This is a genomic window from Streptomyces sp. T39 (assembly GCF_008042045.1).
Classification (GTDB): Bacteria; Actinomycetota; Actinomycetes; order Streptomycetales; family Streptomycetaceae; genus Streptomyces.
Window position 1 is genome coordinate 145,950 of record NZ_RDBP01000054.1, and the last position, 26,031, is coordinate 171,980.

Here is a 26,031-nt window from a genome sequence, read left to right on the forward strand (position 1 = left end):
CGGGCTGTCCGCCCGCCGTCGCCCGTGCGCGGCGTGGCGGACATGCCCGGCGGCCGAAGTGCGGAGAAGGCCCGTCTTTGCGGCAGACTGGGCCGGGCTCCCCCGGGCCGAGGACCGAAGCGAAGGATGGTTATGCCGATCACATCAGCCGCCGCGGCGAACAGTTCGCCGAACGGCACCGCACCAGCGATTCTGCTCGAACTCGTCGACGAGCAGGGCAATACGATCGGCACCGCGGAGAAGCTCGCCGCCCACCAGGCGCCGGGACAGCTGCACCGGGCGTTCTCCGTGTTCCTCTTCGACGAGCAGGGGCGGCTGCTGCTCCAGCGCCGCGCACTCGGCAAGTACCACTCCCCCGGCGTCTGGTCGAACACCTGCTGCGGCCACCCGTACCCCGGCGAGGCGCCGTTCACGGCCGCGGCCCGGCGCACCTACGAGGAGCTGGGCATCTCGCCCACGCTGCTGGCCGAGGCGGGAACGGTGCGCTACAACCACCCGGACCCGGCATCGGGCCTGGTGGAGCAGGAGTTCAACCACCTGTTCGTGGGGATGGCCCAGTCGTCGCTGCGGCCCGACGCGGAGGAGGTCGGCGAGACGGTGTTCGTCACCCCGGCCGAGCTGATGGAACTGCACGCCGGGGCGCCGTTCTCGGCGTGGTTCATGACCGTGCTGGACGCCGCCCGCCCGGCGATCAGGGAGCTGACCGGATCCGCCGGCGGCTGGTGAGGCCCGTGTGCCGGTCCGCGGCCCCGCGCCCTCGGCGGCTCGGGGCCGCGGGCGTGCACGGGGGCGGGCGCGCACGGGAGGCGGGCACGTCCCGCCCGGCTACAGCGGTGTGGGGTCGGTGTGCAGGACCGCGTCGGCGTGGAACACGGGCGCGAGGGGGAGCTCGGCCCAGATGATCTTGCCGCCGCCGGCGGTGTGCTCGACGTCGCACACCCCGCCCGCCTCGCGGGTGATCTCCCGCACCAGCAGCAGACCGCGGCCGCCGGTCTGCGCCGAGTCGGTCTCCAGCGCCTTCGGCCGGTAGGGGTGGTTGTCCTCGACGGACACCCGGACCGAGCGCTCCCCGATCGCCACCTCGACCGCGACCTCGGGCGACAGCAGTGCCGCGTGCCGTACGGCGTTGGTGACCAGTTCGGAGACGATCAGCAGCAGTCCCTGGACGATGTCGTCGGTGATCGGAACGCCCTGCCGGCCGAGAAGGTCGCGCACCGCACGCCTGGCCTGCGGCACGGACACGTCGACCGCCGGGGCGGTGAATCTCCAGACCCCCTCGTACGACAGCGGCCCGGCCGGCACGCTCCCGCGGCTCTCCATAGTCTCACCCTCGGTTCCATCCGACTGACCCTGGGTCATCAGTGTTGGGAGTCCGCCGGTTCGGCCCGTGGAGCTGATCAGAACTGACCGTCTTTTAGCGACACATGACGGAATGCGTATGACACCGTCAGGTGAGCGACTGTTCGGCACCTCCTTATGTCCGCTTCGCCAGGCCGATCGTTTCAGCACTTTTTCCGGCATCCGGGACTCCCGACGGCGCCGCCCGGCGGGTGCGCAGCACGGCCGCACACCCGGCACGACCGGCGGCGACGGGCCCCGGATAGCATCCGCCGCATGGAGCCGCCCGAGTACCCGCAGCCGCATCTGGCGCACACCGTCGCGGACGGCGTCGCCACCGTCGTCATCAGCAACCCGGCCAAGCGCAACGCGATGACCGCGGGGATGTGGCGGGCCGTCCCGGGGGTCCTCGCCGGCCTCGCCGCCGATCCGGCGGTGCACGCCCTGATCCTGACCGGCGAGGGCGGGACGTTCTGCGCCGGGGCCGACATCGGCTCGCTGCGCGATCCCGGCGGCGCGGCGCGGGCCGCCGCCCGCAACGGCGACGAGGCGCAGACTCCCGCGCCGCACGGCGACGACCCGCAGACCCTCGCACAGAGCGCGGAGGAGGCCCTCGCCGCGTTCCCGAAGCCGACGCTCGCCGTCGTCCGGGGCTTCTGCGTCGGCGGGGGCGCACAGCTGGCCGCCGCCTGCGACCTGCGGTTCGCCGCGGACGACGCGCGCTTCGGGGTGACTCCGGCGAAGCTCGGCATCGTCTACCCGGCGGCGTCCACCCGCAGACTGGCTTCGCTGGTGGGGCCGGCCGCCGCCAAGTACCTGCTCTTCTCCGGCGAGTTGATCGACGCGGCACGGGCGCTGCGCACCGGCCTGGTGGACGAGGTGCTGCCGGAAGCCGAACTGGGCCCGCGTGCGGCGGAGTTCACCCGGATCCTCACCACCCGCTCGCAGCTGACGCAGTGCGCCGCCAAGGAGTTCACCGCGGGGCGCGCCGACCGGGAGGCGTACTGGCGGGACCAGGCACGCGGCAGCGGCGACACCGCGGAGGGGGTCGCCGCCTTCCTGGAGCGCCGCGCGCCGCGCTTCACCTGGACACCGCCGCCGTCGCCGGCCGTCGACTGAGCCGGACTACGTCAGGAGGAAGCGGCTCCGGGTGCGGAACTCCTCGACCAGATGGGCGGGCGCCTTCCCGGGGGCACCCGCGTCGTAGGGCGGCTGGGGGTCGTACTCGGTCAGCAGCTGCACGGCCCGGGCATGTTCGTCGCCGGCGATCCTGCCGACGAGGGTGAGGCCCATGTCGATGCCGGACGAGACCCCGGCGGCGGTGACGTACTTCCCGTCGGTGACCACCCGGCGGCCGGTGGGCCGCGCGCCGAGCGAGGCGAGGACGCCGAGGGCGAGCCAGTGCGTGGTCGCCTCGCGTCCCTTCAGCAGCCCGGCCGCGCCGAGCAGCAGGGAGCCGGTGCACACCGAGGTCGTCCAGGTGGTGCTCGCGTCCGCCGTGCGCAGCCAGCCCAGCAGCGCCTCGTCGTCCATGCGGGCGCTCTGACCGGGGCCGCCGGGGACGACCACGACGTCCGGGCGGGGAACCGCGTCGTAGGACGCGGTGGCGACGAGCGAGAGGTCGCCGCGGTCGTTGGTGACCGGACCCGTCTCGTCCGCGACGAACACGACCTCGCTGCCGGGCAGCCGGCACAGCATCTCGTAGGGCCCGACGGCGTCGAGCGCGGTGAAGCGGTCGAACAGCGGCACGGCGATCTGCATGGTGTCTCCTTCAGGTGAGGCGGGGCACGCGGACGGCGCGCGGGAGCAGGGCGGTTCGCGGGGCGTGCCGGGCACCCCGCCCGGGGACACGACCGGGAGGCGGGGCCGGGCGGGGAGGCGCCAGGGCGGTAAGGAGTGCGGGGCGGTCAGGAGTGCGGGGCGGTCCGGAAGCGGCGGCGGTACTCGGCGGGGCCGACCCCGAGGGACTTCAGGAAGGCGCGGCGCATGGCCTCCGGGGTGCCGTACCCGCAGGAACGGGAGACGTGGGCGACGGCGTCGGCGGTGTCCTCCAGAAGCCGGCGGGCGTGTTCGAGCCGCACGCGTTCGACGTAGCGGCCCGGCGTCGTGCCGGTCTCGGCCCGGAAGGCGCGGGCGAAGTGACGTGGCGACAGGGCCGCGCGTCCGGCCAGGGCCTCCACCGACAGGTCGGCGCCGGGATGCTCGGTCACCCAGTGCTGGACCTCGCGCAGCGGGTCGCGGCGGGCGGTCTGGGCGGCGAGCTGGGCGCTGAACTGCGCCTGGTTGCCCGGCCGCCGCAGGAAGACGACCAGGTGGCGGGCGACCGTCAGCGCCACGTCCCGCCCGAGGTCCTCCTCCACGAGGGCCAGGGCCAGATCGATGCCTGCCGTCACGCCGGCGGAGGTGGACACCCGGCCGTCCCGCACGTAGATCGGGTCGGGGTCGACGTCGATCCGCGGGTAGGCGCGGGCGAAGTGCTCGCAGACGGACCAGTGGGTGGTCGCCCGGCGGCCGTCGAGCAGCCCGGCCTCGGCGAGCAGCAGTGCGCCGGTGCAGACCGAGACGAGACGCGCGGCGCCGGGTCCGTGCGCCCGCAGCCAGGCGACGAGCCGGTCGTCGGGCCCCCGGGTGCCCTCGCCGCCGGGGACGACGAGGGTGTGCGGGCGCGGCGCGTCGGCGAGGGCGAGGTCCGGCACCACGGTGAGCCCGCTGGAGGTGCGGACGGGCTCGCCGCCGAGGGCCGCGGTGCGCACGGTGTACGCGCTCGGGGCACCCGCGGCCTTCGCCGCCCCGGTGAACACCTCCAGCGGTCCCGTGACGTCGAGGCTCTGCACTCCGTCGAAGAGGACGACGAGGACGGTTCGCTCCGGCATGGCCCCATCCTGGTGGCCGCCGCGGGACGGCCGCAATGACGGGGATCCCACCTTTCCTGCCATCACGTGCCGATGCCGGGCCCGGCCTGTACCCACGTACCAACCAGTCGGTAACGTGCCCCCATGAGCCCTCTTCCCCCGCGCGCCGGACGCCGCTGCCACAACGCGCTCAACCCGCTGCACTCGACGGTCTACTTCTCCCCCGACCTGGGCACCGAGCTGGGCGCCCTCGGCCTGGAGGACCCCAACGCCGTGTACTTCGCGGCGCGCTCCGCGGCGATGGGCGCCGTCGGGGCGGGCACCGTCGCGGCCACGTTCTACAACTTCAACCCCGAGCTGGTCGCCCGTTTCGTGCCCGCCGTCTGGGAGACGGCGGAGCCCGCCGCGGTGCTCGACGCGCGCCTGCGCGCCGCCGACACGACGCTGCGGCGTCTGCTGGGCGAGGAGGTCGTCGCCTCCCCGGAGCTCGCCGAGGCCGCCGCTCTCGCGCTGCGCGCCACCGAGGCGTGCACCCCGCACGCCAAGCCCCTGTACGCCGCGCACGCCGACCTGCCCGTGCCCGACGCGCCGCACCTCGCCTACTGGCACGCGGCGACGCTGCTGCGCGAGCACCGCGGTGACGCCCACCTCGCGGCGCTGCTGCACGCCGGGCTCGACCCGCTGGAGGCCCTGGTGAGCCACACCGCGACGGGCAAGGGCATGGCCCCGCGCTGGATCCTCGCCACGCGGGGCTGGCGGCGCGCGGACTGGGAGGCCGCCCAGGACCGGCTGCGCTCACGCGGCCTGCTCGACGCGGAAGGCGCGCTGACGGACGCAGGCACGGCGCTGCGCGCCGAGGTCGAGGAGCACACGGACCGCATGGACCTCGCCCCGTACGAGCACCTGGGCGCGGAAGCGGTCGAGCGGCTGACGGAACTGGGCCGCGGCTTCCTGCTGACGGCGTTCGCGGCGGGCGCCTTCCCCAAGGACGCCACCGGCTGACCGGCCGTCGCCCTGGGGCGTTCACGGCGGGGGCCGGGGGCCGAGGCGCGCGCGTCCGGACCCGGCGGCAGGCCGGGGAGGGCGCTCGTGCCCGGGCCCGCCGAACAGCCCGCGTCCGGACCCGGCGGCTGGCTGGGGAGGGCGCTCGTAGCCGGACCGGACAGCCCGCGCCGGGCCCGGCGGGAGGCGGACCGGGCGCTCGTGCCCGGGCCCGCCGACAGCCCGCGTCCGGACCCGGCGGGAGGCGGCTGGTCGCACTCCCGGCCGGGCCGCGCAGCACCTGCCCGGACCCGGCGGGAGCGGACGGGCGTCCGCTGCCGGGTCGACCGGCCCCTCGCCCCGGCCGGCGGATGCGGATGCGGACGGCGCGCCCGTAGCCGGACCGGACAGCCCGCGTCCGGGCCCGCCGACAGCCCGGCGGAGGGCTTGCGCCGCCGCGCCGGAAACCCCACGCACCCACCCGGTGGCAGCCGGACCGCGCCCTTCGGGGCCAGGTCGGACGTTTGATCGCGGCGGGAGTGGCTATCCGCACCAGGACGATTACGGCACAGGAGGTGGGACCATGTTCCGCGCCATCGCAGACGCGCTGCGCACCGTCGGCTCGGCCCTGGCCACGGTGGTGACGCTGCCCTTCCGGCTGCTCGCCAAGCTGTTCGGCGGAGCATCCCGGGGCTCAGGACGCGCTCGCCGGGTGTGACCGCCCCCGGCGGACAGGAGCGGGCCCCGACCACCGACCCGGTGGTCGGGGCCCGCTCGTGTGTGCGGGCGCCGGGCCGGACATGCCAGGGGCCTCGCGCGACACGGCGACCGCCCACCCGGCAGAATGCAGGCTCATGCACAGCCAGCGCGAGAAGGCGAGTCGGGGAACGTGACGACGTCCATCGAAGGCAGGATCGCCGAGGAACTCGGCGTACGGGAGCGGCAGGTCAGGGCGGCCGTCGAGCTGCTGGACGGCGGCTCGACCGTTCCGTTCATCGCCCGCTACCGCAAGGAAGCGACGGAGATGCTCGACGACGCGCAGCTGCGCACGCTGGAGGAGCGGCTGCGCTATCTGCGGGAGCTGGAGGAGCGCCGTGCGTCCGTCCTGGAGTCCGTCCGCGAGCAGGGCAAGCTGACCGACGCGCTGGAGGCGCAGATCCGGGCGGCGGACACCAAGGCGCGCCTGGAGGACATCTATCTGCCCTTCAAGCCCAAGCGGCGCACCAAGGCGCAGATCGCCCGTGAGGCGGGGCTCGAACCGCTGGCGGACGGCCTGCTCGGCGACCCGTCCGTGGAGCCCCTCGCGGCCGCGGCGGCCTTCGTGGACGCGGAGCGGGGCGTCGCCGATCCGGCCGCGGCGCTGGACGGCGCGCGCGCGATCCTGACGGAGCGCTTCTCCGAGGACGCCGACCTCATCGGCGAACTGCGCGAGCGCATGTGGACGCGGGGCCGGCTGGTCTCGAAGGTGCGGGAGGGCAAGGAGGAGGCGGGCGCGAAGTTCTCCGACTACTTCGACTTCTCCGAGGGCTTCGCGCAGCTCCCCTCGCACCGGGTCCTCGCCCTGCTCAGGGGCGAGAAGGAGGACGCCCTCGACCTGGTGCTGGAGCCGGAGGAGGCGGTCGAGGGCCCGTCCTCCTACGAGAGCACCATCGCGGCCCGCTTCGGTGTCGCCCAGCGCGGACGCCCCGGCGACAAGTGGCTGGGTGACACCGTCCGCTGGGCCTGGCGCACCCGGATCCTCGTCCACCTCGGCATCGACCTGCGGCTGCGGCTGCGCACGGCGGCCGAGGACGAGGCGGTCCGCGTCTTCGCGGCGAACCTGCGCGACCTGCTGCTGGCCGCCCCGGCCGGCACGCGGGCCACGCTCGGACTCGACCCCGGTTTCCGCACCGGTGTGAAGGTGGCCGTCGTCGACGCCACCGGCAAGGTCGTGGCGACCGACGTCATCCATCCCCACGTCCCGGCGAACCGGTGGGACGAGTCCCTGGCCAAGCTGGCCCGGCTCGCCGAGGAGCACGCGGTCGAGCTGGTCGCCATCGGCAACGGCACCGCGTCGCGGGAGACGGACAAGCTCGCGGGCGACCTGATCGCCCGGCACCCGGAGCTGAAGCTCACCAAGGTCATGGTGTCGGAGGCGGGCGCCTCGGTGTACTCGGCGTCCGCGTTCGCCTCGCAGGAACTGCCGGATCTCGACGTCTCGCTGCGCGGCGCGGTCTCCATCGCGCGCCGGCTGCAGGACCCGCTGGCCGAACTGGTGAAGATCGACCCGAAGTCGATCGGGGTCGGCCAGTACCAGCACGACCTCTCGGAGGTGAAGCTCTCCCGCTCGCTCGACGCCGTGGTCGAGGACTGTGTGAACGGCGTCGGCGTCGACGTCAACACCGCCTCCGCGCCCCTGCTGTCGCGGGTCTCGGGCATCGGCACCGGGCTCGCCGAGAACATCGTCGCGCACCGCGACGCCAACGGGCCCTTCCGTTCCCGCAGGGCGCTGAAGGACGTGGCCAGGCTCGGCCCCAAGGCGTACGAGCAGTGCGCGGGCTTCCTGCGGATCCGCGGCGGCGACGACCCGCTGGACACCTCCAGCGTGCACCCGGAGGCCTATCCGGTGGTGCGGCGCATGGTGAAGGCGGGCGGCGGCGAGGTCGCCTCCCTGATCGGCAACACCTCGGTGCTGCGGTCGCTGCGGCCGGACGACTTCGTGGACGACACCTTCGGGCTGCCCACCGTCACGGACATCCTGCGCGAGCTGGAGAAGCCGGGCCGTGACCCGCGGCCGGCGTTCCGGACCGCCACCTTCAAGGAGGGGGTGGAGAAGATCGGCGACCTCGAGCCGGGCATGGTCCTGGAGGGCGTGGTCACCAACGTGGCCGCCTTCGGCGCGTTCGTCGACGTCGGGGTCCACCAGGACGGTCTGGTGCACGTCTCGGCGATGTCCAGGACGTTCGTCAAGGACCCGCGGGACGTGGTGAAGCCGGGCGACGTGGTGCGGGTGAAGGTGCAGGAGGTCGACATCCCGCGCAAGCGGATCTCGCTCACCCTGCGGCTCGACGACGAGGCCGTGGCGCAGGAACCCGGCCAGGGCGGCCCCCGGCGCGAGCGGGGCGGCAGGCCCCCGCAGCAGCGCCAGGGCGGCGGCCGGGAGCGGCGTGGCGGCACCGGCGGCGGCAGCGGCGGGGGTCGCCCGGCCGCGGCGCCCGCGAACAGCGCCATGGCGGACGCCCTGCGCAAGGCCGGGCTGCTCGACCCCGGCGCCCGGGACAAGCGGCGCGGCTGAGGCCGCTCCCCCGGTACGGACCGCCCCGGGCGTCCGTACCGGGGCCGGCCGGTTCACACGGCGGACGACGTTTTCCGGGCGGCGCCGAATCCTTTCGGCGTCCCCGCGCCTCCTATGGATGCCGACAGACGTCGGAACGGGACCAGGAGGCCGTCATGATCATGGGAATCGCCATCGCTGCCGGAGCCGTGGTGCTCTGCACCTGCAGCTACGTCGTCCTGCGCAGGCGGAGGCAGGCCCGTGGCTGACCCGTCCTGGCCGGGCGAGGAGCTGATCACCGCCGCGCAGCGCGGCGACGTCGAGGCGATCACCGCGCTGGTGTCGGGTTCGCACCCGAACGTCCGGCGCTTCGCCCGCTCGCTCTGCGCCACGCCCGAGGACGCCGAGGACGCCGCGCAGGAGGCCCTGATCATCCTCTACCGCAGGATCGGGATGCTCAGGGCGTCCGGGGCGCTGGCGTCGTGGATGTTCCGCATCGTCCGCAACGAGTGCCTGCGGCGCGCCCGCACGATGCGAGCCGACGCGCCCCTGCCGGACGGCGCCGTGGGCTCGGCCGAGGACGTGGCCCTGGAACGCATCGAGGCGGGCAGGGTGGCGGCCGCCGTCGCCGCTCTGCCCGCCGGGCAGCGGGACGTGCTGATCATGCGGGACGTCCGGGGCCACAGCGGCCCCGTGGTCGCCGAGATGTTCGGCCTCAGTACCGCGGCGATGAAATCGCGGCTGCACCGTGCCCGTGGTGCGGTGCGGCAGTCCCTCCGTGCCACGACCGAACCTGCGTCAGGAGACAGCCATGACGACGACCGGGGCCGGCGGCCCTGACTTCGCGAGTTCCTCCCTGCCCCGCCATCTGGTGCGGGGTGTGATCGGCTTCGGCGGCCTGATCGGATCGGTGGCGTTGCTTCCCCTCGCCGGCCCGGTCGGCCTGCTGCTCCTGCCGGTGGGGCTGCTGGCACTGCGCGGCTGCCCCGTGTGCTGGGCCGTCGGACTGATGCAGACCGTCTCCCGGGGCCGGCTGCGGCGTGCCTGCGACGGCGACCGGTGCACACTGACCGTCGCGGACCGGGGGCACCCGTAGAGCCGGGTCCCTGCGTCCGGATCCGGCGGGCTCGTGTGCCCCCGATCCGGACGCGGGGCCCTACCGGTGCTCGACCGCCTTGCCGTCGGTCACCTCGATGCGCCGGGTGGTGTGCACCGCGTCCAGCATGCGGCGGTCGTGGGTGACCAGCAGCAGCGTGCCGGTGTAGGCGGCGAGGGCCGACTCCAGCTGCTCGATGGCGGGCAGGTCGAGGTGGTTCGTCGGCTCGTCGAGGACGAGGAGATTGACCCCGCGGCCCTGGAGCAGCGCGAGCGCCGCGCGGGTGCGCTCACCCGGGGAGAGGGTGGTCGCCGGGCGCATCACATGGCCGGCCTTCAGGCCGAACTTGGCGAGCAGGGTGCGCACCTCGGCGGGCTCGGTGTCGGGAACGGCCGCGCAGAAGGCGTCCAGCAGTGATTGGGTGCCGAAGAACAGCCTGCGCGCCTGGTCCACCTCCCCGACGACCACGCCGGAGCCGAGCGAGGCGTGTCCGGCGTCCAGGGGAAGGCGGCCGAGGAGCGCCGCGAGGAGAGTGGACTTGCCGGCGCCGTTGGCGCCGGTGACGGCCACCCGGTCCGCCCAGTCGATCTGCAGCGACACCGGGCCGAAGCGGAAGTCCCCGCGGGTGACCTCGGCCTCGCGCAGCGTGGCCACCACCGAGCCGGACCGGGGCGCGGCGGCGATCTCCATCCGCAGTTCCCACTCCTTGCGGGGCTCCTCGACGGTGTCGAGGCGTTCGATCATGCGCTGGGTCTGGCGGGCCTTCGCGGCCTGCTTCTCGCTCGCCTCGCTGCGGAACTTGCGGCCGATCTTGTCGTTGTCGGTCGCCTTGCGCCGGGCGTTCTTCACGCCCTTGTCCATCCAGGAGCGCTGCATCTGGGCGCGGCCCTCCAGGGCGGCCCGCTTGTCGGCGAACTCCTCGTACTCCTCGCGGGCGTGCCGGCGGGCGGTCTCGCGTTCCTCGAGGTAGGCCGCGTAGCCGCCGCCGTAGAGGGTGATCTCCTGCTGGGCGAGGTCCAGTTCGAGGACCTTGGTGACGGTGCGGGTGAGGAACTCGCGGTCGTGGCTGACCACGACCGTGCCGGCCCGCAGCCCGCGGACGAACGACTCCAGCCGCTCCAGTCCGTCGAGGTCGAGGTCGTTGGTCGGCTCGTCGAGCAGGAAGACGTCGTAGCGGGACAGCAGCAGCGAGGCGAGGCCGGCACGGGCGGCCTGGCCGCCGGACAGGGACGTCATGGGCGCGTCGAGGCCGACGGTGAGGCCGAGGCCGCCGGCGACCTCCTCGGCGCGTTCGTCGAGGTCCGCGCCGCCGAGGTCGAGCCAGCGCTCCAGGCTGACGGCGTACGCGTCGTCCGCGCCGGGGGTGCCGTCGACGAGGCCCTGGGTCGCCGCGTCCATGGCTTCCTGGGCGGCCGCGACGCCGGTGCGGCGGGCGAGGAAGGCGCGTACGGTCTCGTCCGGCCGGCGCTCGGGCTCCTGCGGGAGGTGTCCGACGGTGGCGGTGGGCGGCGAGAGCCGCAGTTCGCCGTGCTCGGGCCGGTCGAGTCCGGCCAGCAGCCGCAGGAGGGTGGACTTGCCCGCCCCGTTGACACCGACGAGACCGATCACGTCACCGGGTGCGACGACGAGGTCGAGTCCGGCGAACAGCGTGCGGTCGCCGTGCCCGGCGGCGAGTTCCTTGGCGACGAGGGTTGCAGTCATCAGGGGGTGCAGTGTACCGAGCGCCCGGGTGGGCGCAGCGGCACGGCCGGCCCCCTCGGGGGCCGGCCGTGCGCGGTGGACCGGTGGCTCAGGAGGTGCCTGCCGGCGGCCCGGACGGCGGGCCGGATGCGCCGGGCTGCGTCTCCTCGCCGGAGCCGGGCCCGATCCGGATCTCGAAGTCGCCGTCGTAGTGCTCGTGGCCCGCGATCACCGCGGACTCGACGGCCTCGGTGCCGATCTCCCCCCGCACGATCAGCGGGTCGTGCCGCAGGTCGCGCATGAGGGCCACGCACATCCCGATCATCACCAGCACAAAGGGCGCGGCCACCAGGATGGTCAGATTCTGCAGTCCGGCCAGCGCGTCGCCCTTGCCGTTGCCGATGAGCAGCATGATCGCCGCGACGGCGCCGGTGACGACGCCCCAGAACACGACGACGAGCTTCGCCGGTTCGAAGGAGCCGCGCTGCGACAGGGTGCCCATGACGATGGAGGCGGCGTCCGCCCCGGAGACGAAGAAGATGCCCACGAGGACCATCACGAGGATGCTCATCACGGTGGCGATCGGGAACTCCTGCAGCACGGCGAAGAGCTGGCCCTCGGGCGTCGACTCGTCGGGAAGCCGGTCGTCGTCCTGGAGCGTCATGGCCGAGCCGCCGAAGATGGCGAACCAGAAGAGGCTGACGGTGCTCGGCACCAGGATGACGCCGCCGACGAACTGACGGATCGTCCGGCCGCGGCTGATCCGCGCGATGAACATGCCGACGAACGGCGTCCAGGAGATCCACCAGGCCCAGTAGAAGACCGTCCAGCTGCCGAGCCACTCGGCGACGCCCTCGCCGCTGCTGGCCTCGGTGCGTCCCGCCAGGTCCGGCAGGTCGCCGAGGTAGGCGGCGATGGAGGTCGGCAGCAGGTCCAGGATGATGATGGTGGGACCGGCGACGAAGACGAACAGGGCGAGCACCAGCGCCAGCACCATGTTGGTGTTGGACAGCCACTGGATGCCCTTCTCGACCCCGGAGACCGCCGACGCGACGAACGCCAGGGTCAGCACGGCGATGATGCCGACGAGCAGGCTGGTGCTGACCTTGTCCATCCAGTCGAGTTCGGTGAAGCCGCTGCCGATCTGCAGGGCGCCGAGGCCGAGCGAGGCGGCCGAGCCGAAGAGCGTCGCCAGGATCGCCAGGATGTCGATCACCCGGCCGAAGGCCCCGTTGACGTTGCGCTCGCCGATGAGCGGCGTGAAGACCGCGCTGATGGTCTGCCTGCGGCGGCGGCGGTAGGACGCGTAGGCGATGGCGAGTCCGACGACCGCGTAGATCGCCCAGGGGTGCAGCGTCCAGTGGAACAGCGTGGTGGCCATGGCGGTCTCCATGGCCTCGGCGGCGTCCTGGGGCGAGGTGCCGGGCGGCGGGGTGGTGAAGTGGGCCAGTGGTTCGCTGACGCCGAAGAACATCAGGCCGATGCCCATGCCCGCGCTGAACATCATCGCGATCCAGGACACGGTGCGGAACTCGGGTTCCTCGTTCTCCTGGCCCAGCCTGATCCGTCCGTAGCGGCTGATGGCGAGCCAGAGCGCGAAGACGACGAAGCCCGAGGCGGCGAGCACGAAGGCCCAGCCGCCGTTGTGGATCAGACCGCTGAGCATGCTGTCCGACACGTCCTCCAGCGTGTCGGTGGCGATGGCGCCCCACAGCACGAAGGCGAGCGTGAGCACGGCCGCCACGCCGAAGACCACGCGGTCGGTGCTCGGACGGCCGCTCTCATGGGGAGGCTCGGGGAGATCGGCCGTCACCGACAGCTCTCCACGGCCTGCCCGTTCCTCTTCGTCCTGCGGCACTGGCGGCACCTTTCACGGGGGTTCTGAGGGAACCTTCTTTCGCCCTCCGCTACCCCCTACCACAGGAAGTGCCAGCCGCCCTGCTCAACAGGCTGGCGCAGGTCGCACTACCCGTCCGTCTTGTGCCGTCCGGGTGCAGCACCCGCCTCCGCCGGGGCGCTCCGGACACGCCGCACCCACCCGCGCAGGGCCCCGGCAACTCCGGCCCGCGCGGCGCTCGAGGACACCCGCGCACGGCGGGGGTGCGCCCGTCACCGGCCGGCCCCGAGCGGATGCGTACGACCGTACACTTCATGGTGTACGGTCGTACGCATGACGGACTACTTCGCCGGCGACCCCCGGACGCATCACGAACGCATGCTCGCCGGCGACCCCTACATCGCCGACGACCCCGAGATCGCGCGCGAGGCACAGCGGGCCGTGCGGCTGGCCGCCGCGTACCAGGCCGCGTACACCGAGGACGCCGGCGCCGCGCAGCCGATCATCGAGGAGCTGATCGGGGAGCTCGGCGCCGGCGCGCACATCAGGCCGCCGCTCTTCGTCGACTACGGATCCCGGATCAGCGTCGGCGAGAGGACGTTCGTCAACGTCAACCTCACCGCGCTCGACGTCGCCCCGATCACCATCGGCAAGGACTGCCAGATCGGGCCGAACGTCCAGCTGCTCACCCCCACCCACCCCCTGGAGCCGCAGCCCCGGCGCGACAAGCTGGAGGCGGCGCGGCCGATCACCATCGGGGACAACGTGTGGCTCGGCGGCGGCGCGATCGTGCTGCCCGGTGTGACCATCGGCGACAACAGCGTCATCGGCGCGGGCGCCGTGGTCACCCGGGACGTGCCCGCGAACGTGGTCGCCGTCGGCAACCCGGCCCGTGTGATCCGCGAGCTCTAGGCTTTCGGACCATGGCGACAGGACAGGCGGACCCCGAGCGGCGTGAGCGGATCATCGGTGCCGCCCTGGACCTGATCGCGGAGGAGGGTGTGGCGGGCACCTCGCACCGCAAGGTCGCCGCCCGCGCGGGCGTGCCGCTGGGGTCGATGACGTACCACTTCACGAGCATGGACGAGCTGCTGCGGGAGGCGTTCACGCGCTTCTCGGGCGGCGTCGCGGCCCTGTTCGCACAACGGCTCGGGGCCGCGGCGACTCCCGACGAGGCGCGGGCGGCCGTCACGGCGCTCATCCACGAACTGGGCGAGGGCGGGCAGCGCAACCTCGTGCTCACCCACGAGCTGTACACCCTCGCGGCGCGCAGGCCCGTCTTCCGGGAGCTGACGCGGGCCTGGATGCGCAGCAGCCGGGACGCCCTGGAACGGCACTTCGACCCGGCGACGGCCCGCAGGCTCGACGCCCTGATCGAGGGCATGTCCCTGCACCAGGCGCTCGACACCGAACCCCACGATCCGGCCCTGACCGCGGAGGCGGTCGCGCGGATCACCGCACCCGGCGGGAGCTGACGGCTCCCGCCGCCTCCGGCCGCCCGGTCGGCGCCCCACCTGACGGGGGCGCCGGCCGGGCACCCCCGCTGCCGGACATCTCCTCGCACCGGGCGGCCCACCCTCGCTTGGAAGCGCTCTCAGGACCCGTCGGACGCCGGATATCCTTGCCCAGGACCGTATCGCCGACCGGAAGTGCACCAGACGAGGAGCGCCCGCCTTGCCCGAGCCGATCACGGGGCCACGCCCCACGCTGGAAGCCGTCGCCGCTCGCGCCGGCGTCTCCCGGGCCACGGCGTCACGGGTGGTGAACGGGGGCGCGGGCGTGCGTGCGCCGCTGGTCGACAAGGTGCGCCAGGCGGTCGAGGAGCTGGGCTACGTGCCCAACCACGCGGCCCGCTCCCTGGTGACCCGGCGCAACGGCGCCGTCGCCGTGATCATCGCCGAGCCCGAGTTCCGGATCTTCTCCGACCCGTTCTTCGAGCAGCAGGTGCGCGGCATCAGCCGAGAGCTGACCGCCCACGACTCCCAGCTGGTCCTGCTCTGGGTGGAGGGACCGGCCGACCACGACCGGATCGCGCGCTACCTGGGCGGCGGCCATGTGGACGGGGCACTCGCCTTCTCCCTGCACAACGACGACGAGCTGCCCGCGCTGATCGACCGCGCCCGCATCCCGACCGTGTTCGGCGGGCGCTCGCTCACCGGCCAGGCCCTCGGGGTGCCGTACGTCGACTGCGACAACCGCGGCGGCGCCCGCGAGGCCGTGCGGCACCTCGTCTCCCTCGGCCGCAGGAACATCGCGCACATCGCGGGGCCACGCGATCTGATGGCCGCGCTCGACCGGGTCGACGGCTACCACGACGTGCTGATCGGCGCCGACCCGGCGCTGATGGTCCACGGCGACTTCACCGAGGAGAGCGGCGCCCGCGCGATGGCCGAGCTGCTGGACCGCCGCCCGGACGTCGACGGGGTGTTCGTCTCCAACGACCTGATGGCCTCCGGCGCCCTGCGCACCCTGCGGGACCGGGGCGTACGGGTCCCCGAGGACGTCGCGGTGGTCGGCTTCGACGACATGGCGTCCGTCGTCATGTCGACCGTTCCGGCGCTGACCAGCGTCCACCAGGACATCGAGGGCATGGGCCGGCTGATGGTGAAGCTGCTGATGCGGCTGCTGGACGGCTCCGGCGGCCCGGCGCCCGCCTCCGTCATCACCCCCACCGCACTGGTACGGCGGGCATCGGCCTGATGCCGATGCCCGCCGCTCTCCCTGTGGGGGGACTGCGGTGGTGCGCCGCGCACGGCACACACGCGCCCTAGCTGTAGGGGATCACCAGCACCGAGCGGTCGGTGCCGGTCTGGAGCTTCGCGGACGCGTTGCCGATGGCGCTCCACACCTCCAGCCGGACGGTACCGTTCGTGAGGTTGCCCAGGGTTCCGGTGGCCGACTTGAGGCCGCGGGACTGGGCGTACTCCTCCCAGCCGGTCACGGGGTCGGTGGCGAAGTAGTGGTACGTCTCCGTCCGGTCGAAGGTCCCGTCGCCGGTGAGGTCGTAGCTGATCCTGGCCTGCTGGCCGAGACCGACCGCGGTGCCCGCGTCCACCTGGAGCCGGAAGGACGTGGACGCGCCCTGGGTGAGGGTGCCGTTGACGCCGCGGATCGTGTAGACCAGCGGCTGGTACGGGGTGCCGTCGCGGTTGACGCCGCCGGCCGAGGCGATGGTGTCGCTGCCGGCGGTGCCGCCGGTCGCGGTGGTCAGCGTGCCGCCGGAGCGCAGCTGGAAGGTGTTGCCGGTCGGGGGATCGGGGTCGGGGTCGGTGCCGCCGCCGGTGCCGGTGCCGGTCGCGGTCGAACGGGCGGGCACCGAGAGGGTCTTGCCGTCGGAGAAGGTGACGGTCCGGGCGGTGGAGCCGTAGTTGTGCGCGGCGTAGGTGCGCGCGGTGCCCTTGGTGAAGACGGCCGAGGTGGGGATGTCCCCGGTCACGGTGGCGTCGGGGGCTCCGAGCGTGTCGAGCGTGGTGATCCAGTGGTAGGTGTGCGCCTTGGACTCGCCCGCCTCGGGGGTGTACGAGGCGTTGCCCGCGTCCCACTTGGACTTGGCGGTGGCGGGGTCGGCGAACGACTGGAACTCCCAGAGGATGTCGCGCCATTCGACGGCCGGGCCGCCGTTCTCGCGTTCCATCTCGGCGATGTTGCGGCGGATGGCCGCCTTCTCGCCGCCGAGGTGCAGGGAGCCGCCGGTCACCGGCAGGACGTTGATGCCGTGGATCTCCTCGGGGTTGGCCGTCCACCAGGTGGCGTAGGCGCCGCCGCTGCCCCACACCATGCCGACCGTGTCATGGCCGAAGGACGACGGGAAGACCTGCTCGTCGGCGTCGAACCAGTACTGGGCGATCGCCTCGGCCTCGGTGGTGAGGAGGTAGCTGCCCAGGTCGCGTACCCCGTTGTCACCGGTGGCCGAGCCCCAGAGCACCAGCGCGGCGCTGAGGTTGGTCGACTCGGAGGAGGACTCCTGGTTGTTGCCGGCGGCGAAGCCCTGGTGGCCGGAGGCCCAGCTGTGTCCGGCGTAGACGTCGAAGCCGCGCAGGAAGGGGTAGGCGCCGTCGGTGCGGGAGGCGTTGGCGGTGTCGCGGATCAGGGTCTTGACCATGCCGCCCCAGGCGGAGTCGGCGGCCCACGCCTGGTCGTACTGGGCGACGATCGCGGCGGCGTAGACGTAGTAGCTGTAGTGGAAGTGGTGGTCGTTGAGCTCGGTGTCGCTGCCGTAGGAGGCCGGGTAGCCGGTGAGGGTCTTCCAGACCGTGTCGTAGGAGAACTCGTTGGCGCCGCCCGCGGTGAACCAGTCCTGGAGGCGGCCCTTGATGAGCCCGATGAGCTTGTCGCGGATCGCGCCCTCGCCGATCTGGTCGGCCAGCGGCACGAGCTGCGCGAGCTTGCCGAGCGCCTTGCCCGTCCAGTAGGTGTCGACGGCCCCGGAGAACGGGTCGGAGGAGTTCGCGACCTCGTTCAGGTAGCCCCGCAGGCGGGCGGTGTCCACGGCGTTCGTCCGCGGGAGCCCGGGCAGCACGGCGGACGCCTTCTGCGCGGTGCTGAAGGAGGCCGACTCGCGCACCTTCATGGTGCCGCGCGGTGACACGTAGGTGTACGGGGTCAGCGCGTCGGTGGTGTTGAGCCACTGGTGGCGGTAGAGGGCCTGGAGGGTGCCGCGCTCGGTGCCCTCCTTGGCCTCGGTGGTGAGGCTGTAGGTGGCGCGCACGGTGCCGCCGCTGCTGCTCCAGTTCACGGTGGAGCCGGTGACGAAGCTGAACGCGTACTTGCGGTAGGTGGCCAGCGCGTCGGTGGAGGGGAGCACGGCGACGGAGAAGTAGTCCTTGCCGCCGAGGCCGGCGGTGACGGTGGAGCCGGAGACGTTCCAGTCGCTGCCGGTGGGTGCGAAGAGGGCGTAGTGGTGGCCGCCGACCGTGATGCCGAGGACGTTGCCCTGGTCGGAGAAGACCGCGGGCGCGGACGCGGTGGTGATCTGGGCGTTGCCGCCGGAGCCCTTGGCGTACACGAACGGCATGCCGTGGCCGATGGTGGTGCGCAGGGTGCGGGTGCCGTCGGACCAGTAGGGCGTGACGGTCCAGTCGGACCAGGCGTCGGCCTTGGTGTCGGGCGAGTTGAGCCCGCTCAGGCCGAGGGTGAGGTCCCTCTTGTGGGCGTACTCGTACTGGCGGCCGTCGCCGACGATCGCGGGGGACGTCGGGTAGCCGATCTCCAGTCCGCCGGAGACGGCCTGGTAGGTGAGGGGGTGGCCGTACATCGGGGTGGAGTACGGGTTGTCGCCGTAGCGCTGGAAGGCGAGGGAGGACCACCAGTCGTTGGTGGGCACCGGCTTGCCCTGGGCGGCGGCGGTGACCTTGGGGCTGACCGGCGCACCGGTGTTGGTGGTGGGGCCGGACGTGCCGGCGGGCCGGGTGTCGGAGTAGCTGCCGGAGCCTACGGGGACGGTGGCGGCGGCTGCCGGGGCGGCGGCCGGACCGAGTCCGACGGCGGCCAGGGCGGTGGCCAGGACCAGCACGGCGGCCGGTCTGTTGCGGGGGGCTGGCATGAAGGGCACCTCGTGTCATCACGACGGATATGGGGTGTCTCAGCGCGGGTCCGGGAGCTTTCGAGAGCGCTCTCAGATGGCCGGAAACGTAAAACTCCTGAAACGTAGGTGTCAATAGATGGGACACAGAAGGGATTTGGCCCCGAGTCCAACCCGTTATGTCTTCGAGTCTTGACGGAGCGTGCACCGGGCAGGCACGCTCCAGTCGCATGTTTGAGAGCGCTCTCAGGCTCTCGCTCCACCCCGAAGCCAAGGGAGGCTTCCCATGCCCATCGCCCGAGCCGCCAAGAGGGCCACCGTCCGCCTGGGCGCGGTCGTGCTCGCCGGAGCCCTGCTCGCCGCCTGCGGAGGCTCGTCGGACGACGCGTCCGACAGCGCGGGCGGAAAGGTCACGCTCACCGTCGACCTCTTCGGATCCTTCGGCTACAAGGAGGCCGGGCTCTACGCGGAGTACCAGAAGCTCCACCCGGAGATCACGATCAAGCAGACCGACACGCAGGACGAGGCCGACTACTGGAAGTCGCTCCAGACCCGCCTCGCCGGCGGCGGCGGTCTCGCCGACGTCCAGGGCATCGAGGTCGGCCGGATCGCCTCCGTCACCCAGCAGCAGGCGGACAAGTTCGAGGACCTCACCAAGTACGGCGCCGACAAGCTCAAGGGCCAGTTCGCCGAGGCCAAGTGGGCCGCGGCCACCGGCAGGAACGGCGAGGTCCTCGGCCTCGGCACCGACGTCGGCCCCGAGGCCATGTGCTACCGCACCGACCTCTTCGAGCAGGCCGGGCTCCCCACCGACCGCGAGGAACTCGCGAAGAAGTGGTCGACCTGGGAGGGCTACCTGGAGCTGGGCAAGCAGTACAAGGCCAAGGCCCCCGCGAAGAGCACCTGGCTGGACAGCGTCGGCAGCCTCTACTCGATCATGATCGGGCAGGAGAAGGAGCGCTACTACGACGCCTCCGGCAAGCTGATCTGGGAGACCAACCCCGCGCTGAAGACCGCCTGGGACACCTCCGTCGAGGCGGCGAAGAGCGACCTGAGCGCCAAGCTCGACCAGTGGTCGCCGCAGTGGAACCAGGCCTTCGCCGCGGGTTCCTTCGCCACCATCCCCTGCCCCGCCTGGATGCTCGGCTACATCAAGGGCCAGGCCGGTGACGCCGGCAAGGGCAAGTGGGACATCGCCACGCTGCCCGGCGGCGCCGGCAACTGGGGCGGCTCGTACCTGTCGGTCCCCAAGGCGGCCAAGAACAAGAAGGCGGCCTACGACCTGATCGCCTGGCTCACCGCCCCCGAGCAGCAGGCCAAGCTCTTCTCGAAGCAGGGCAACTTCCCGTCGGCCACGGGCGCGATCGACAAGGTCGCGGGGGCCACGGACCCGTACTTCTCCGGCGCCCCGATCGGAAAGATCTTCGGTGACGCGGCCAAGGCCGCTCCGGTGCAGGTGCTCGGTGTGCACGACCAGAACGTCGCCCAGCAGATCACCAACGCCCTGAGCGAGGTCGAGCGCAAGGGCCTGGCCCCCGACAAGGCGTGGGCGAACGCGAAGAAGGGCGTCGACAACACCATCGGCTGACCCGCTCCCCGGGGCCGGTGCGGACGCGGCAGCGACCGCCGTCCGGACCGGCCCCGGGGCAGCCCGGGGCCCGCCGCCGTCCCGCGCGGGCCCCGGGCACCCACCGCCCGGCACCGACTCACCCCCGAAGGGCCGCACCGTGACCCTCACCGCACCCGCGAAGCCGATCTCGCCGCCCCGCCCGCCCGCCGTGCGGCGTGCGTGGCAGAAGGTCTCGCCGTACGCCTACATCGCCCCCTTCTTCACCCTGTTCGCCGCCTTCGGGCTCTTCCCGCTGATCTACACGGCGTTCGTGTCGCTGTACCGGGTCGAGCTCCAGACCCCGGGCGACATGGAGTGGCGGGGCCTCGACAACTACACCGCGCTGCTCGGCGACGAGTTCTTCTGGACCTCGCTGCGCAACACGTTCACCATCGGGGTGCTCTCCACGGTGCCGCAGCTGGTGATGGCGCTGGGGCTCGCACACCTGCTCAACTACCGCCTGCGCGGCCGCACCTTCATGCGCACCGCGATGCTGCTCCCCTACGCGACCTCCGTCGCCGCCGCCACCCTGGTCTTCGCCCAGCTCTTCGGACGCGACTTCGGGCTGATCAACTACGTGATCGGTCTGGTCGGCATCGACCCGATCGACTGGCAGACCGGCACGGTGGCCTCGCAGATCGCCGTGTCCACCATCGTCATCTGGCGCTGGACGGGCTACAACGCGCTGATCTACCTGGCCGGCATGCAGTCCATCCCCAACGAGCTGTACGAGGCGGCCGAGATGGACGGGGCGTCGCGGTGGCGGCAGTTCTTCCACGTCACCCTGCCGGGGCTGCGGCCCACGATCGTCTTCACCGTCATCGTCTCGACGATCGGCGCGACCCAGCTCTTCGGCGAGCCGCTGCTCTTCGAGGGCTCGATCTCGGGCGGCATCTCGCACCAGTACCAGACGCTCGGCCTCTACATGTACGAGCAGGGCTGGGGCTTCTTCCACCTGGGCCGCGCGGCCGCCATCGCCTGGGTGATGTTCCTGCTGATCCTGGTGCTGGTCGGGGTTAACGCCCTGATCGCGCGCCGCCGTTCCCGCAAGGAGGCCGGCCGATGACCACGCTCGCCGAACCGCCGGTGAAGCAGCCGGCCGAGACGCCCGCACCCGGCCGGCGCCGGACCCGCTCCCGCGCGGGCCGCACCATGCAGGGCGGCAAGCTGGCCTACGCCATCCTGATCGTGGCCGTGCTGATCTCCGCGTTCCCGTTCTACTGGACGATCGTCGCGGCGAGCCGCTCCAACGCCGATCTGGCCCAGGTGCCGCCCTCGCTGCTGCCGGGCTCCAACCTCTTCCGCAACTTCGAGGCGGTGATGGAGGAGGCCGACATCGGCAAGGCGCTGGTGAACTCGTTCATCGTGTCCGGCTCGATCACGGTGGGCACGGTGCTCTGCTGCACCCTCGCCGGCTTCGCCTTCGCCAAGCTCCGCTTCCGGGGCCGGGGCGCCCTGCTGGCCGTCACCGTCGGCACCATGATGATCCCGCCGCAGCTGGGCGTGATCCCCCTGTTCATGCTGATCGCCGAGCTCCAGTGGGTGAACCAGCTCCAGGCGGTCATCCTGCCGGGCCTGGTCTCCGCGTTCGGCGTGTTCTTCATGCGGCAGTACCTCGTGCAGTCGCTGCCCGACGAACTCATCGAGGCGGCGCGGGTCGACGGCGCGTCCACGGCCAGGATCTTCTGGTCGATCGTGGTGCCCGTCGCCCGGCCCGGCATGGCCGTGCTCGGCCTGCTGACCTTCATGGCGGCCTGGAACGACTTCTTCTGGCCCATCGTCGCCCTGACCTCCTCCGAACCGACCGTGCAGGTCGCGCTGCGCCAGCTCGGTGGCGGCTACGTCCACGACCAGTCCGTGATCATGGCGGGCACCCTGCTCGGCACCCTTCCGGTGCTGCTGGTCTTCGGCCTGCTGGGCCGGCAGATCGTCGGCGGCATCATGCAGGGCGCGGTCAAGGGCTGACGCCGCCCGTCCCCGATTCCGGCACCACCGTCTCACTCCTGGGAGTTCCATCCTCATGACCGCACTCGACGCACGCCCCGACACGACGACGCACCGTTTCCCCGCGGACTTCCGCTGGGGCACGGCCACCGCGGCGTACCAGATCGAGGGAGCCGCCGCCGAGGACGGCCGTACCCCGTCGATCTGGGACACGTTCAGCCGCACCCCGGGCAAGGTCCGCAACGGTGACACGGGTGACATCGCGGCCGACCACTACCACCGGGTGAGCGAGGACATCGCGCTGATGCGGCGGCTCGGTGTCACGGACTACCGCTTCTCGGTCGCCTGGCCCCGGGTGCAGCCCACGGGCCGCGGGCCCGCCGTGCAGAAGGGGCTGGACTTCTACCGGCGGCTCGTCGACGAGCTGCTGGAGGCCGGCATCCGGCCGGTGGCCACCCTCTACCACTGGGACCTCCCCCAGGAACTGGAGGACGCCGGCGGCTGGCCGCAGCGCGAGACCGCGCAGCGGTTCGGCGAGTACGCGGCCATCATGGCCGGTGCGCTGGGCGACCGGGTGGCCACCTGGACCACCCTGAACGAGCCGTGGTGCGCGGCCTTCCTCGGCTACGGCAACGGGGTGCACGCCCCGGGCCGCACCAGCGCGCTCGCCTCCCTGCGCGCCGCGCACCACTTCAACCTGGCGCACGGGCTGGCGACCGGGGCGCTGCGCGCCGCCCTCTCCCCGGGCTCGGAGGTCTCGCTCACGCTCAACCTCCACGCCGTGCGCCCCCATACGGACACGCCCGCGGACCTGGACGCGGCCCGCCGGATCGACGCGGTGGGCAACCGGGTCTTCCTCGACCCCGTCTTCAACGGCAGCCTGCCGGACGACCTGGTCCGGGACACGGCGGCGGTGACCGACTGGTCGTTCGTCCTCGACGGCGACCTGGAGACGGCATCGGCGCCGATCGACTCGCTCGGCATCAACTACTACTCCCCCACCGTGGTCGCCGCGGGCGCCTCGCCCGCCGGCCCCTCGCCGTGGGCGGGCGCCGAGGAGCACGTGCGCTTCCTGCCCGCGCCGGGGCCGCGCACCGCGATGGACTGGCCCGTGGACGCCAACGGGCTGCACGAACTGCTGCTCCGGCTGCGCGACGACCTGCCGGGCGTGCCGCTGGTGATCACGGAGAACGGCGCCGCCTACGACGACTACGCCGATCCGTCGGGCGAGGTGAAGGACCCGGAGCGGGTCGCCTACCTGCACGGGCACCTCGCCGCGGTCCACCGGGCGATCGAGGACGGGGCCGACGTCCGGGGCTACTTCCTGTGGTCGCTGCTGGACAACTTCGAGTGGGCGTACGGCTACAGCAAGCGCTTCGGGATCGTGCACGTCGACTTCGCCACCCAGCGGCGGACGTTCAAGGACAGCGCGCGCTGGTACGCGGAGGTCATCGCCCGCGGCGGGCTCGCCGGGTAGGCGGCCGGGGGCCGCTCGACCGGGCCACCGGCGTGCGCGGCGCGGGCGCGGCGCGCCGCGCCGGGGCGGGCAGGTTGCTTCGCCTGCGAGCCGCACGCGCGGCACCSCGCTGCGCGCGGTGTCCTCAAGCGCCGGACGGGCTGAGAATCCCGGGGGCCACGCGCCGGACGGGCTGAGAATCCCGGGGGCCACGCGCCGGACGGGCTGAGAATCCCGGGGGCCACGCGCCGGGCGGGCTGAGAGTCCCGGGGGCCGCCCGCCGGGCGGGCTGAGAATCCCGGTGGCCGCGAGCCGGCCCCACCGCCCCGTGCGGGCGGCTGGGAGCCCCCGGGAGCGCGCGTCGGACAGGGACGGATCGTCGCGGGGTCAGCCCCCGGACCGGGCACGTCTGCGTTCGGCGCGGCGGGCGGTGCGGGCGAGGGGCAGGTAGCGGAGGCGTTCGGGGAGGGCGGGCACCACCACGCGGACGACCGCGCCGAATCTGCGCAGCCGGCGCTCCTGCGCGTCGGTCCAGGGCAGGCCGATGGCCTCGCGGGCGTCGGGCGGCATCAGACCGATGGTCATGAAGCGGCGGAAGCGGGCGAGCGGGGGCAGCAGCACCGGCCACAGGACACGCAGCAGCCACCGCAGTGCCAGTGGCCCCCGGTCGGGCGGGGGCACCGGCTGAGCGGGGTCGACGAGCTCCCGGACGACGACGGTCGCCTCCAGCTGTTCGGCGAGGACCGTGCGGTAGTAGGGCCAGAACTCCTCGATGCTCCGGGGCATGTCACGGTCGCGGATGCCGAGGATCCGGCCGACCTGGAGCCATTCCGCGTAGAGCTTTCGCTCCTCGGCCTCGGTCAGTTCGCGGACGAGGTAGCGCGCGCCGTGGCGGTAGACCGGGAAGCCGGTGGCGTGCACCCAGGAGTAGTGCTCCGGGCTGAGCGCGTGGTAGCGGCGCCCGTGGGCATCGGTCCCCTGGATGGTGCGGTGCAGCTCGCGCAGGCGCCGCCCCTCGGCCGCCGCCTCGTCGCCGCCGTAGATCCACAGCTGGAGCGAGCGCAGCGAGCGTTCGCCGCGTCCCCAGGGGTCGGTGCGGAAGACGGAGTGCTCGTCGACACCGGCGCCGACCGCCGGGTGGGCCACCTGCATGGTCAGCGCGGCGGGCAGCATCAGCAGGGCACGGATGTCGCCGGCGAGGCTCCAGAGCACACCGCCGGGCGGGGGCGGGTCGACGGATGCCGCAGCGGGGCTCATCTGGTGCTCCCGGGGTGGTCGGAGTCGGTGCTGCCTGCCTCCTCAGTATGCGACCCGGCCCCCGGCCGCCGTCCCTCAGGGCTGGTGGCCGGCCTTCGCCACCGCCTCCGGCTGCTGCGGGACGTGCGGCAGCAGGTGTTCCAGGTCCTCCAGCTGTGCGCGGGCCGCGGCGATCCTGTCCCTGATCTCGTCCACGGCCGCCGGTGCCGCGTCCCCGGCGGGGGCGTACCGGTCCTCGTCGAGCTGCCTGGCCTGGGCGAGCGAGTCGATCACGACGCCGATCAGCAGATTGACCATCAGGAAGGAGCTGAGCAGCACGTACGAGGCGTAGTAGACGACGGCCCAGGGCGAGATCGCCAGCCCGCCGTAGAGCGCGTCGCCCAGTCCGTCGAGGGTCATCAGGACGAACAGGGTGAGGGCGGCGCGGCCGAGCGAGCCGTAGTGCTCGGGGTCCTCGGCGGCGAACGCGGCCCAGCCGAGCATCGCGTACATGTACAGCAGCAGGGTGCCGACCATGAGGAAGCTGACGGCGCCCGGGACGCTCTTGCCGATCGCGGTGATGATGACGCGCAGCTGGGGCAGGAAGCGGGCGGTGCGGATGACCCTGGCGAGCCGCAGCAGTCGCAGGATCGTGGTGTTCTCGCTGACGAAGGGCAGGAACGCGCAGAGGACCACGGCCAGGTCGAAGACGTTCCAGGGGTTGCGGAAGAAGTCCCCCGGCCGGTCCGCGTGGGCGAGGGCGCGCAGCGCGATCTCCACGGTGAAGGCGCCGAGCAGCAGGTGCTCCAGCAGCTTCAGTCCCGTGTGCCACTCCCGGGCGAAGCCCGCGTAGGTCTCGGCGCCCAGCAGGGCGGCGTTGAGCGCGATGGCCCCGACCGCCAGTGCCGAGAACCAGTCGGCCTCCACCACCCGGCCGGCGCGTTCCGCGATGCGGGCGCGCCGCTCGGTCATGACGGCGAGCGCCGGGCTGTCGAGACTCATCGGTACCCAATCCACTGTTCTGAGCTGCGTGAACGGCATCAGCTTGGCCCACGCCTTTCCGTGTGCCCGGCGGAGCACACGCGGGGGCCCGACATGCCCACCCGGAGGGGGACGGGGTGGACGTCTGTGCGACGAGCGAGGGGCTGTGTGGATGCGGCGCGAACGTTGCGCCGGGCGAAAGAAAAGCGGCATCTCCCTATTACCTGAAGGTAACTTCTGCTGCTTT

22 protein-coding genes are annotated in these 26,031 nt (G+C 72.9%); 14 read left to right on the plus strand and 8 right to left on the minus strand.

What is annotated here, in order from left to right:
- Nucleotides 1–132: 132 nt before the first annotated feature.
- The gene (gene idi, locus EAO77_RS32940; RefSeq protein ID WP_147991981.1) at nucleotides 133–726 is read left to right on the plus strand and encodes an isopentenyl-diphosphate Delta-isomerase; all 594 of its coding nucleotides are present in this window, start codon (nucleotides 133–135) and stop codon (nucleotides 724–726) included.
- A gap of 99 nt (nucleotides 727–825) precedes the next feature.
- On the opposite strand, the gene EAO77_RS32945 is transcribed toward idi, so the two are convergent.
- Nucleotides 826–1,320, minus strand: coding sequence for an ATP-binding protein (locus tag EAO77_RS32945; protein ID WP_147991982.1), 495 nt, complete (start codon nucleotides 1,318–1,320; stop codon nucleotides 826–828).
- Between the two features lie 294 nt (nucleotides 1,321–1,614).
- Between EAO77_RS32945 and EAO77_RS32950 the strand changes: the two genes are divergently transcribed.
- Entirely contained in the window at nucleotides 1,615–2,457 is an 843-nt protein-coding gene (locus EAO77_RS32950; protein WP_147991983.1) for an enoyl-CoA hydratase/isomerase family protein, read from the plus strand.
- 6 nt (nucleotides 2,458–2,463) lie between these two features.
- On the opposite strand, the gene EAO77_RS32955 is transcribed toward EAO77_RS32950, so the two are convergent.
- Both EAO77_RS32955 and EAO77_RS32960 read right to left on the minus strand, forming a co-directional pair.
- Nucleotides 2,464–3,099, minus strand: a complete 636-nt coding sequence (locus EAO77_RS32955) for a DJ-1/PfpI family protein (RefSeq protein ID WP_147991984.1) — start codon at nucleotides 3,097–3,099, stop codon at nucleotides 2,464–2,466.
- Nucleotides 3,100–3,245: 146 nt separating this feature from the next.
- The gene (locus EAO77_RS32960) at nucleotides 3,246–4,211 is read right to left on the minus strand and encodes a GlxA family transcriptional regulator (protein ID WP_147991985.1); all 966 of its coding nucleotides are present in this window, start codon (nucleotides 4,209–4,211) and stop codon (nucleotides 3,246–3,248) included.
- A gap of 123 nt (nucleotides 4,212–4,334) precedes the next feature.
- On the opposite strand from EAO77_RS32960, the gene EAO77_RS32965 reads away from it, so the two are divergent.
- From EAO77_RS32965 to EAO77_RS32980, 5 genes are all read left to right on the plus strand, one after another.
- Nucleotides 4,335–5,192, plus strand: coding sequence for an SCO6745 family protein (locus EAO77_RS32965; RefSeq protein ID WP_147991986.1), 858 nt, complete (start codon nucleotides 4,335–4,337; stop codon nucleotides 5,190–5,192).
- Between the two features lie 562 nt (nucleotides 5,193–5,754).
- Complete coding sequence (locus EAO77_RS40650; RefSeq protein ID WP_261994251.1) at nucleotides 5,755–5,889, plus strand: LPFR motif small protein; 135 nt, start codon at nucleotides 5,755–5,757, stop codon at nucleotides 5,887–5,889.
- Between the two features lie 171 nt (nucleotides 5,890–6,060).
- A complete protein-coding gene (locus EAO77_RS32970; RefSeq protein ID WP_187283522.1) occupies nucleotides 6,061–8,445 on the plus strand; it encodes a Tex family protein in 2,385 nt (794 codons plus the stop codon).
- Between the two features lie 240 nt (nucleotides 8,446–8,685).
- Entirely contained in the window at nucleotides 8,686–9,264 is a 579-nt protein-coding gene (locus tag EAO77_RS32975; protein WP_147991988.1) for an RNA polymerase sigma factor, read from the plus strand.
- Nucleotides 9,236–9,520: a hypothetical protein gene (locus tag EAO77_RS32980; protein WP_147991989.1), complete on the plus strand. Its 285-nt coding sequence runs from the start codon at nucleotides 9,236–9,238 to the stop codon at nucleotides 9,518–9,520. Before EAO77_RS32975 ends, EAO77_RS32980 begins: the two co-directional genes overlap by 29 nt.
- Before the next feature lie 60 nt (nucleotides 9,521–9,580).
- Here the strand turns inward: EAO77_RS32980 and EAO77_RS32985 are convergent, their stop codons facing one another.
- Together EAO77_RS32985 and EAO77_RS32990 are read right to left on the minus strand one after the other, a co-directional pair.
- Nucleotides 9,581–11,221, minus strand: a complete 1,641-nt coding sequence (locus EAO77_RS32985) for an ABC-F family ATP-binding cassette domain-containing protein (RefSeq protein WP_147991990.1) — start codon at nucleotides 11,219–11,221, stop codon at nucleotides 9,581–9,583.
- 88 nt (nucleotides 11,222–11,309) lie between these two features.
- On the minus strand, nucleotides 11,310–13,067 hold the full coding sequence (locus tag EAO77_RS32990) for a BCCT family transporter (RefSeq protein ID WP_410088744.1): 1,758 nt from the start codon (nucleotides 13,065–13,067) through the stop codon (nucleotides 11,310–11,312).
- 303 nt (nucleotides 13,068–13,370) lie between these two features.
- Here EAO77_RS32990 and EAO77_RS32995 point away from each other — a divergent pair, with 303 nt between their 5' ends.
- From EAO77_RS32995 to EAO77_RS33005, 3 genes are all read left to right on the plus strand, one after another.
- Nucleotides 13,371–13,949, plus strand: coding sequence for a sugar O-acetyltransferase (locus EAO77_RS32995; RefSeq protein WP_147991992.1), 579 nt, complete (start codon nucleotides 13,371–13,373; stop codon nucleotides 13,947–13,949).
- A gap of 11 nt (nucleotides 13,950–13,960) precedes the next feature.
- On the plus strand, nucleotides 13,961–14,512 hold the full coding sequence (locus EAO77_RS33000) for a TetR/AcrR family transcriptional regulator (protein WP_147991993.1): 552 nt from the start codon (nucleotides 13,961–13,963) through the stop codon (nucleotides 14,510–14,512).
- 199 nt (nucleotides 14,513–14,711) lie between these two features.
- Nucleotides 14,712–15,737 (plus strand): LacI family DNA-binding transcriptional regulator, encoded by a 1,026-nt coding sequence (locus EAO77_RS33005; RefSeq protein WP_147991994.1) that lies wholly within the window; start codon nucleotides 14,712–14,714, stop codon nucleotides 15,735–15,737.
- 67 nt (nucleotides 15,738–15,804) lie between these two features.
- Here the strand turns inward: EAO77_RS33005 and EAO77_RS33010 are convergent, their stop codons facing one another.
- Nucleotides 15,805–18,579 carry a glycosyl hydrolase gene (locus tag EAO77_RS33010; RefSeq protein ID WP_147991995.1) on the minus strand — a complete coding sequence of 925 codons (2,775 nt, stop codon included), beginning with the start codon at nucleotides 18,577–18,579 and terminating at the stop codon, nucleotides 15,805–15,807.
- A gap of 265 nt (nucleotides 18,580–18,844) precedes the next feature.
- Between EAO77_RS33010 and EAO77_RS33015 the strand changes: the two genes are divergently transcribed.
- From EAO77_RS33015 to EAO77_RS33030, 4 genes are all read left to right on the plus strand, one after another.
- Nucleotides 18,845–20,146: an ABC transporter substrate-binding protein gene (locus tag EAO77_RS33015; RefSeq protein ID WP_147991996.1), complete on the plus strand. Its 1,302-nt coding sequence runs from the start codon at nucleotides 18,845–18,847 to the stop codon at nucleotides 20,144–20,146.
- A gap of 139 nt (nucleotides 20,147–20,285) precedes the next feature.
- Nucleotides 20,286–21,233 carry a carbohydrate ABC transporter permease gene (locus tag EAO77_RS33020; protein WP_147991997.1) on the plus strand — a complete coding sequence of 316 codons (948 nt, stop codon included), beginning with the start codon at nucleotides 20,286–20,288 and terminating at the stop codon, nucleotides 21,231–21,233.
- Nucleotides 21,230–22,132 (plus strand): carbohydrate ABC transporter permease, encoded by a 903-nt coding sequence (locus tag EAO77_RS33025; RefSeq protein WP_147991998.1) that lies wholly within the window; start codon nucleotides 21,230–21,232, stop codon nucleotides 22,130–22,132. The genes EAO77_RS33020 and EAO77_RS33025 overlap by 4 nt, the downstream gene beginning before the upstream one ends.
- A 55-nt stretch (nucleotides 22,133–22,187) precedes the next feature.
- Nucleotides 22,188–23,588, plus strand: a complete 1,401-nt coding sequence (locus EAO77_RS33030) for a GH1 family beta-glucosidase (RefSeq protein WP_147991999.1) — start codon at nucleotides 22,188–22,190, stop codon at nucleotides 23,586–23,588.
- A 366-nt stretch (nucleotides 23,589–23,954) separates the two neighbouring features.
- On the opposite strand, the gene EAO77_RS33035 is transcribed toward EAO77_RS33030, so the two are convergent.
- The gene (locus EAO77_RS33035; RefSeq protein WP_147992000.1) at nucleotides 23,955–24,824 is read right to left on the minus strand and encodes an oxygenase MpaB family protein; all 870 of its coding nucleotides are present in this window, start codon (nucleotides 24,822–24,824) and stop codon (nucleotides 23,955–23,957) included.
- A gap of 75 nt (nucleotides 24,825–24,899) precedes the next feature.
- The gene (locus EAO77_RS33040; protein WP_261994252.1) at nucleotides 24,900–25,805 is read right to left on the minus strand and encodes an ion transporter; all 906 of its coding nucleotides are present in this window, start codon (nucleotides 25,803–25,805) and stop codon (nucleotides 24,900–24,902) included.
- Between the last annotated feature and the right edge of the window lie 226 nt (nucleotides 25,806–26,031).

Excerpts from the sequence above, each read along its gene's own strand:
- idi (WP_147991981.1), top strand. The coding sequence starts at position 133 with ATGCCGATCACATCAGCCGCCGCGGCGAACAGTTCGCCGAACGGCACC.
- EAO77_RS32945 (WP_147991982.1), bottom strand. The coding sequence starts at position 1,320 with ATGGAGAGCCGCGGGAGCGTGCCGGCCGGGCCGCTGTCGTACGAGGGG.
- EAO77_RS32950 (WP_147991983.1), top strand. The coding sequence starts at position 1,615 with ATGGAGCCGCCCGAGTACCCGCAGCCGCATCTGGCGCACACCGTCGCG.
- EAO77_RS32955 (WP_147991984.1), bottom strand. The coding sequence starts at position 3,099 with ATGCAGATCGCCGTGCCGCTGTTCGACCGCTTCACCGCGCTCGACGCC.
- EAO77_RS32960 (WP_147991985.1), bottom strand. The coding sequence starts at position 4,211 with ATGCCGGAGCGAACCGTCCTCGTCGTCCTCTTCGACGGAGTGCAGAGC.
- EAO77_RS32965 (WP_147991986.1), top strand. The coding sequence starts at position 4,335 with ATGAGCCCTCTTCCCCCGCGCGCCGGACGCCGCTGCCACAACGCGCTC.
- EAO77_RS40650 (WP_261994251.1), top strand. The coding sequence starts at position 5,755 with ATGTTCCGCGCCATCGCAGACGCGCTGCGCACCGTCGGCTCGGCCCTG.
- EAO77_RS32980 (WP_147991989.1), top strand. The coding sequence starts at position 9,236 with ATGACGACGACCGGGGCCGGCGGCCCTGACTTCGCGAGTTCCTCCCTG.
- EAO77_RS32985 (WP_147991990.1), bottom strand. The coding sequence starts at position 11,221 with ATGACTGCAACCCTCGTCGCCAAGGAACTCGCCGCCGGGCACGGCGAC.
- EAO77_RS32995 (WP_147991992.1), top strand. The coding sequence starts at position 13,371 with ATGACGGACTACTTCGCCGGCGACCCCCGGACGCATCACGAACGCATG.
- EAO77_RS33000 (WP_147991993.1), top strand. The coding sequence starts at position 13,961 with ATGGCGACAGGACAGGCGGACCCCGAGCGGCGTGAGCGGATCATCGGT.
- EAO77_RS33010 (WP_147991995.1), bottom strand. The coding sequence starts at position 18,579 with ATGCCAGCCCCCCGCAACAGACCGGCCGCCGTGCTGGTCCTGGCCACC.
- EAO77_RS33015 (WP_147991996.1), top strand. The coding sequence starts at position 18,845 with ATGCCCATCGCCCGAGCCGCCAAGAGGGCCACCGTCCGCCTGGGCGCG.
- EAO77_RS33025 (WP_147991998.1), top strand. The coding sequence starts at position 21,230 with ATGACCACGCTCGCCGAACCGCCGGTGAAGCAGCCGGCCGAGACGCCC.
- EAO77_RS33030 (WP_147991999.1), top strand. The coding sequence starts at position 22,188 with ATGACCGCACTCGACGCACGCCCCGACACGACGACGCACCGTTTCCCC.
- EAO77_RS33035 (WP_147992000.1), bottom strand. The coding sequence starts at position 24,824 with ATGAGCCCCGCTGCGGCATCCGTCGACCCGCCCCCGCCCGGCGGTGTG.
- EAO77_RS33040 (WP_261994252.1), bottom strand. The coding sequence starts at position 25,805 with ATGAGTCTCGACAGCCCGGCGCTCGCCGTCATGACCGAGCGGCGCGCC.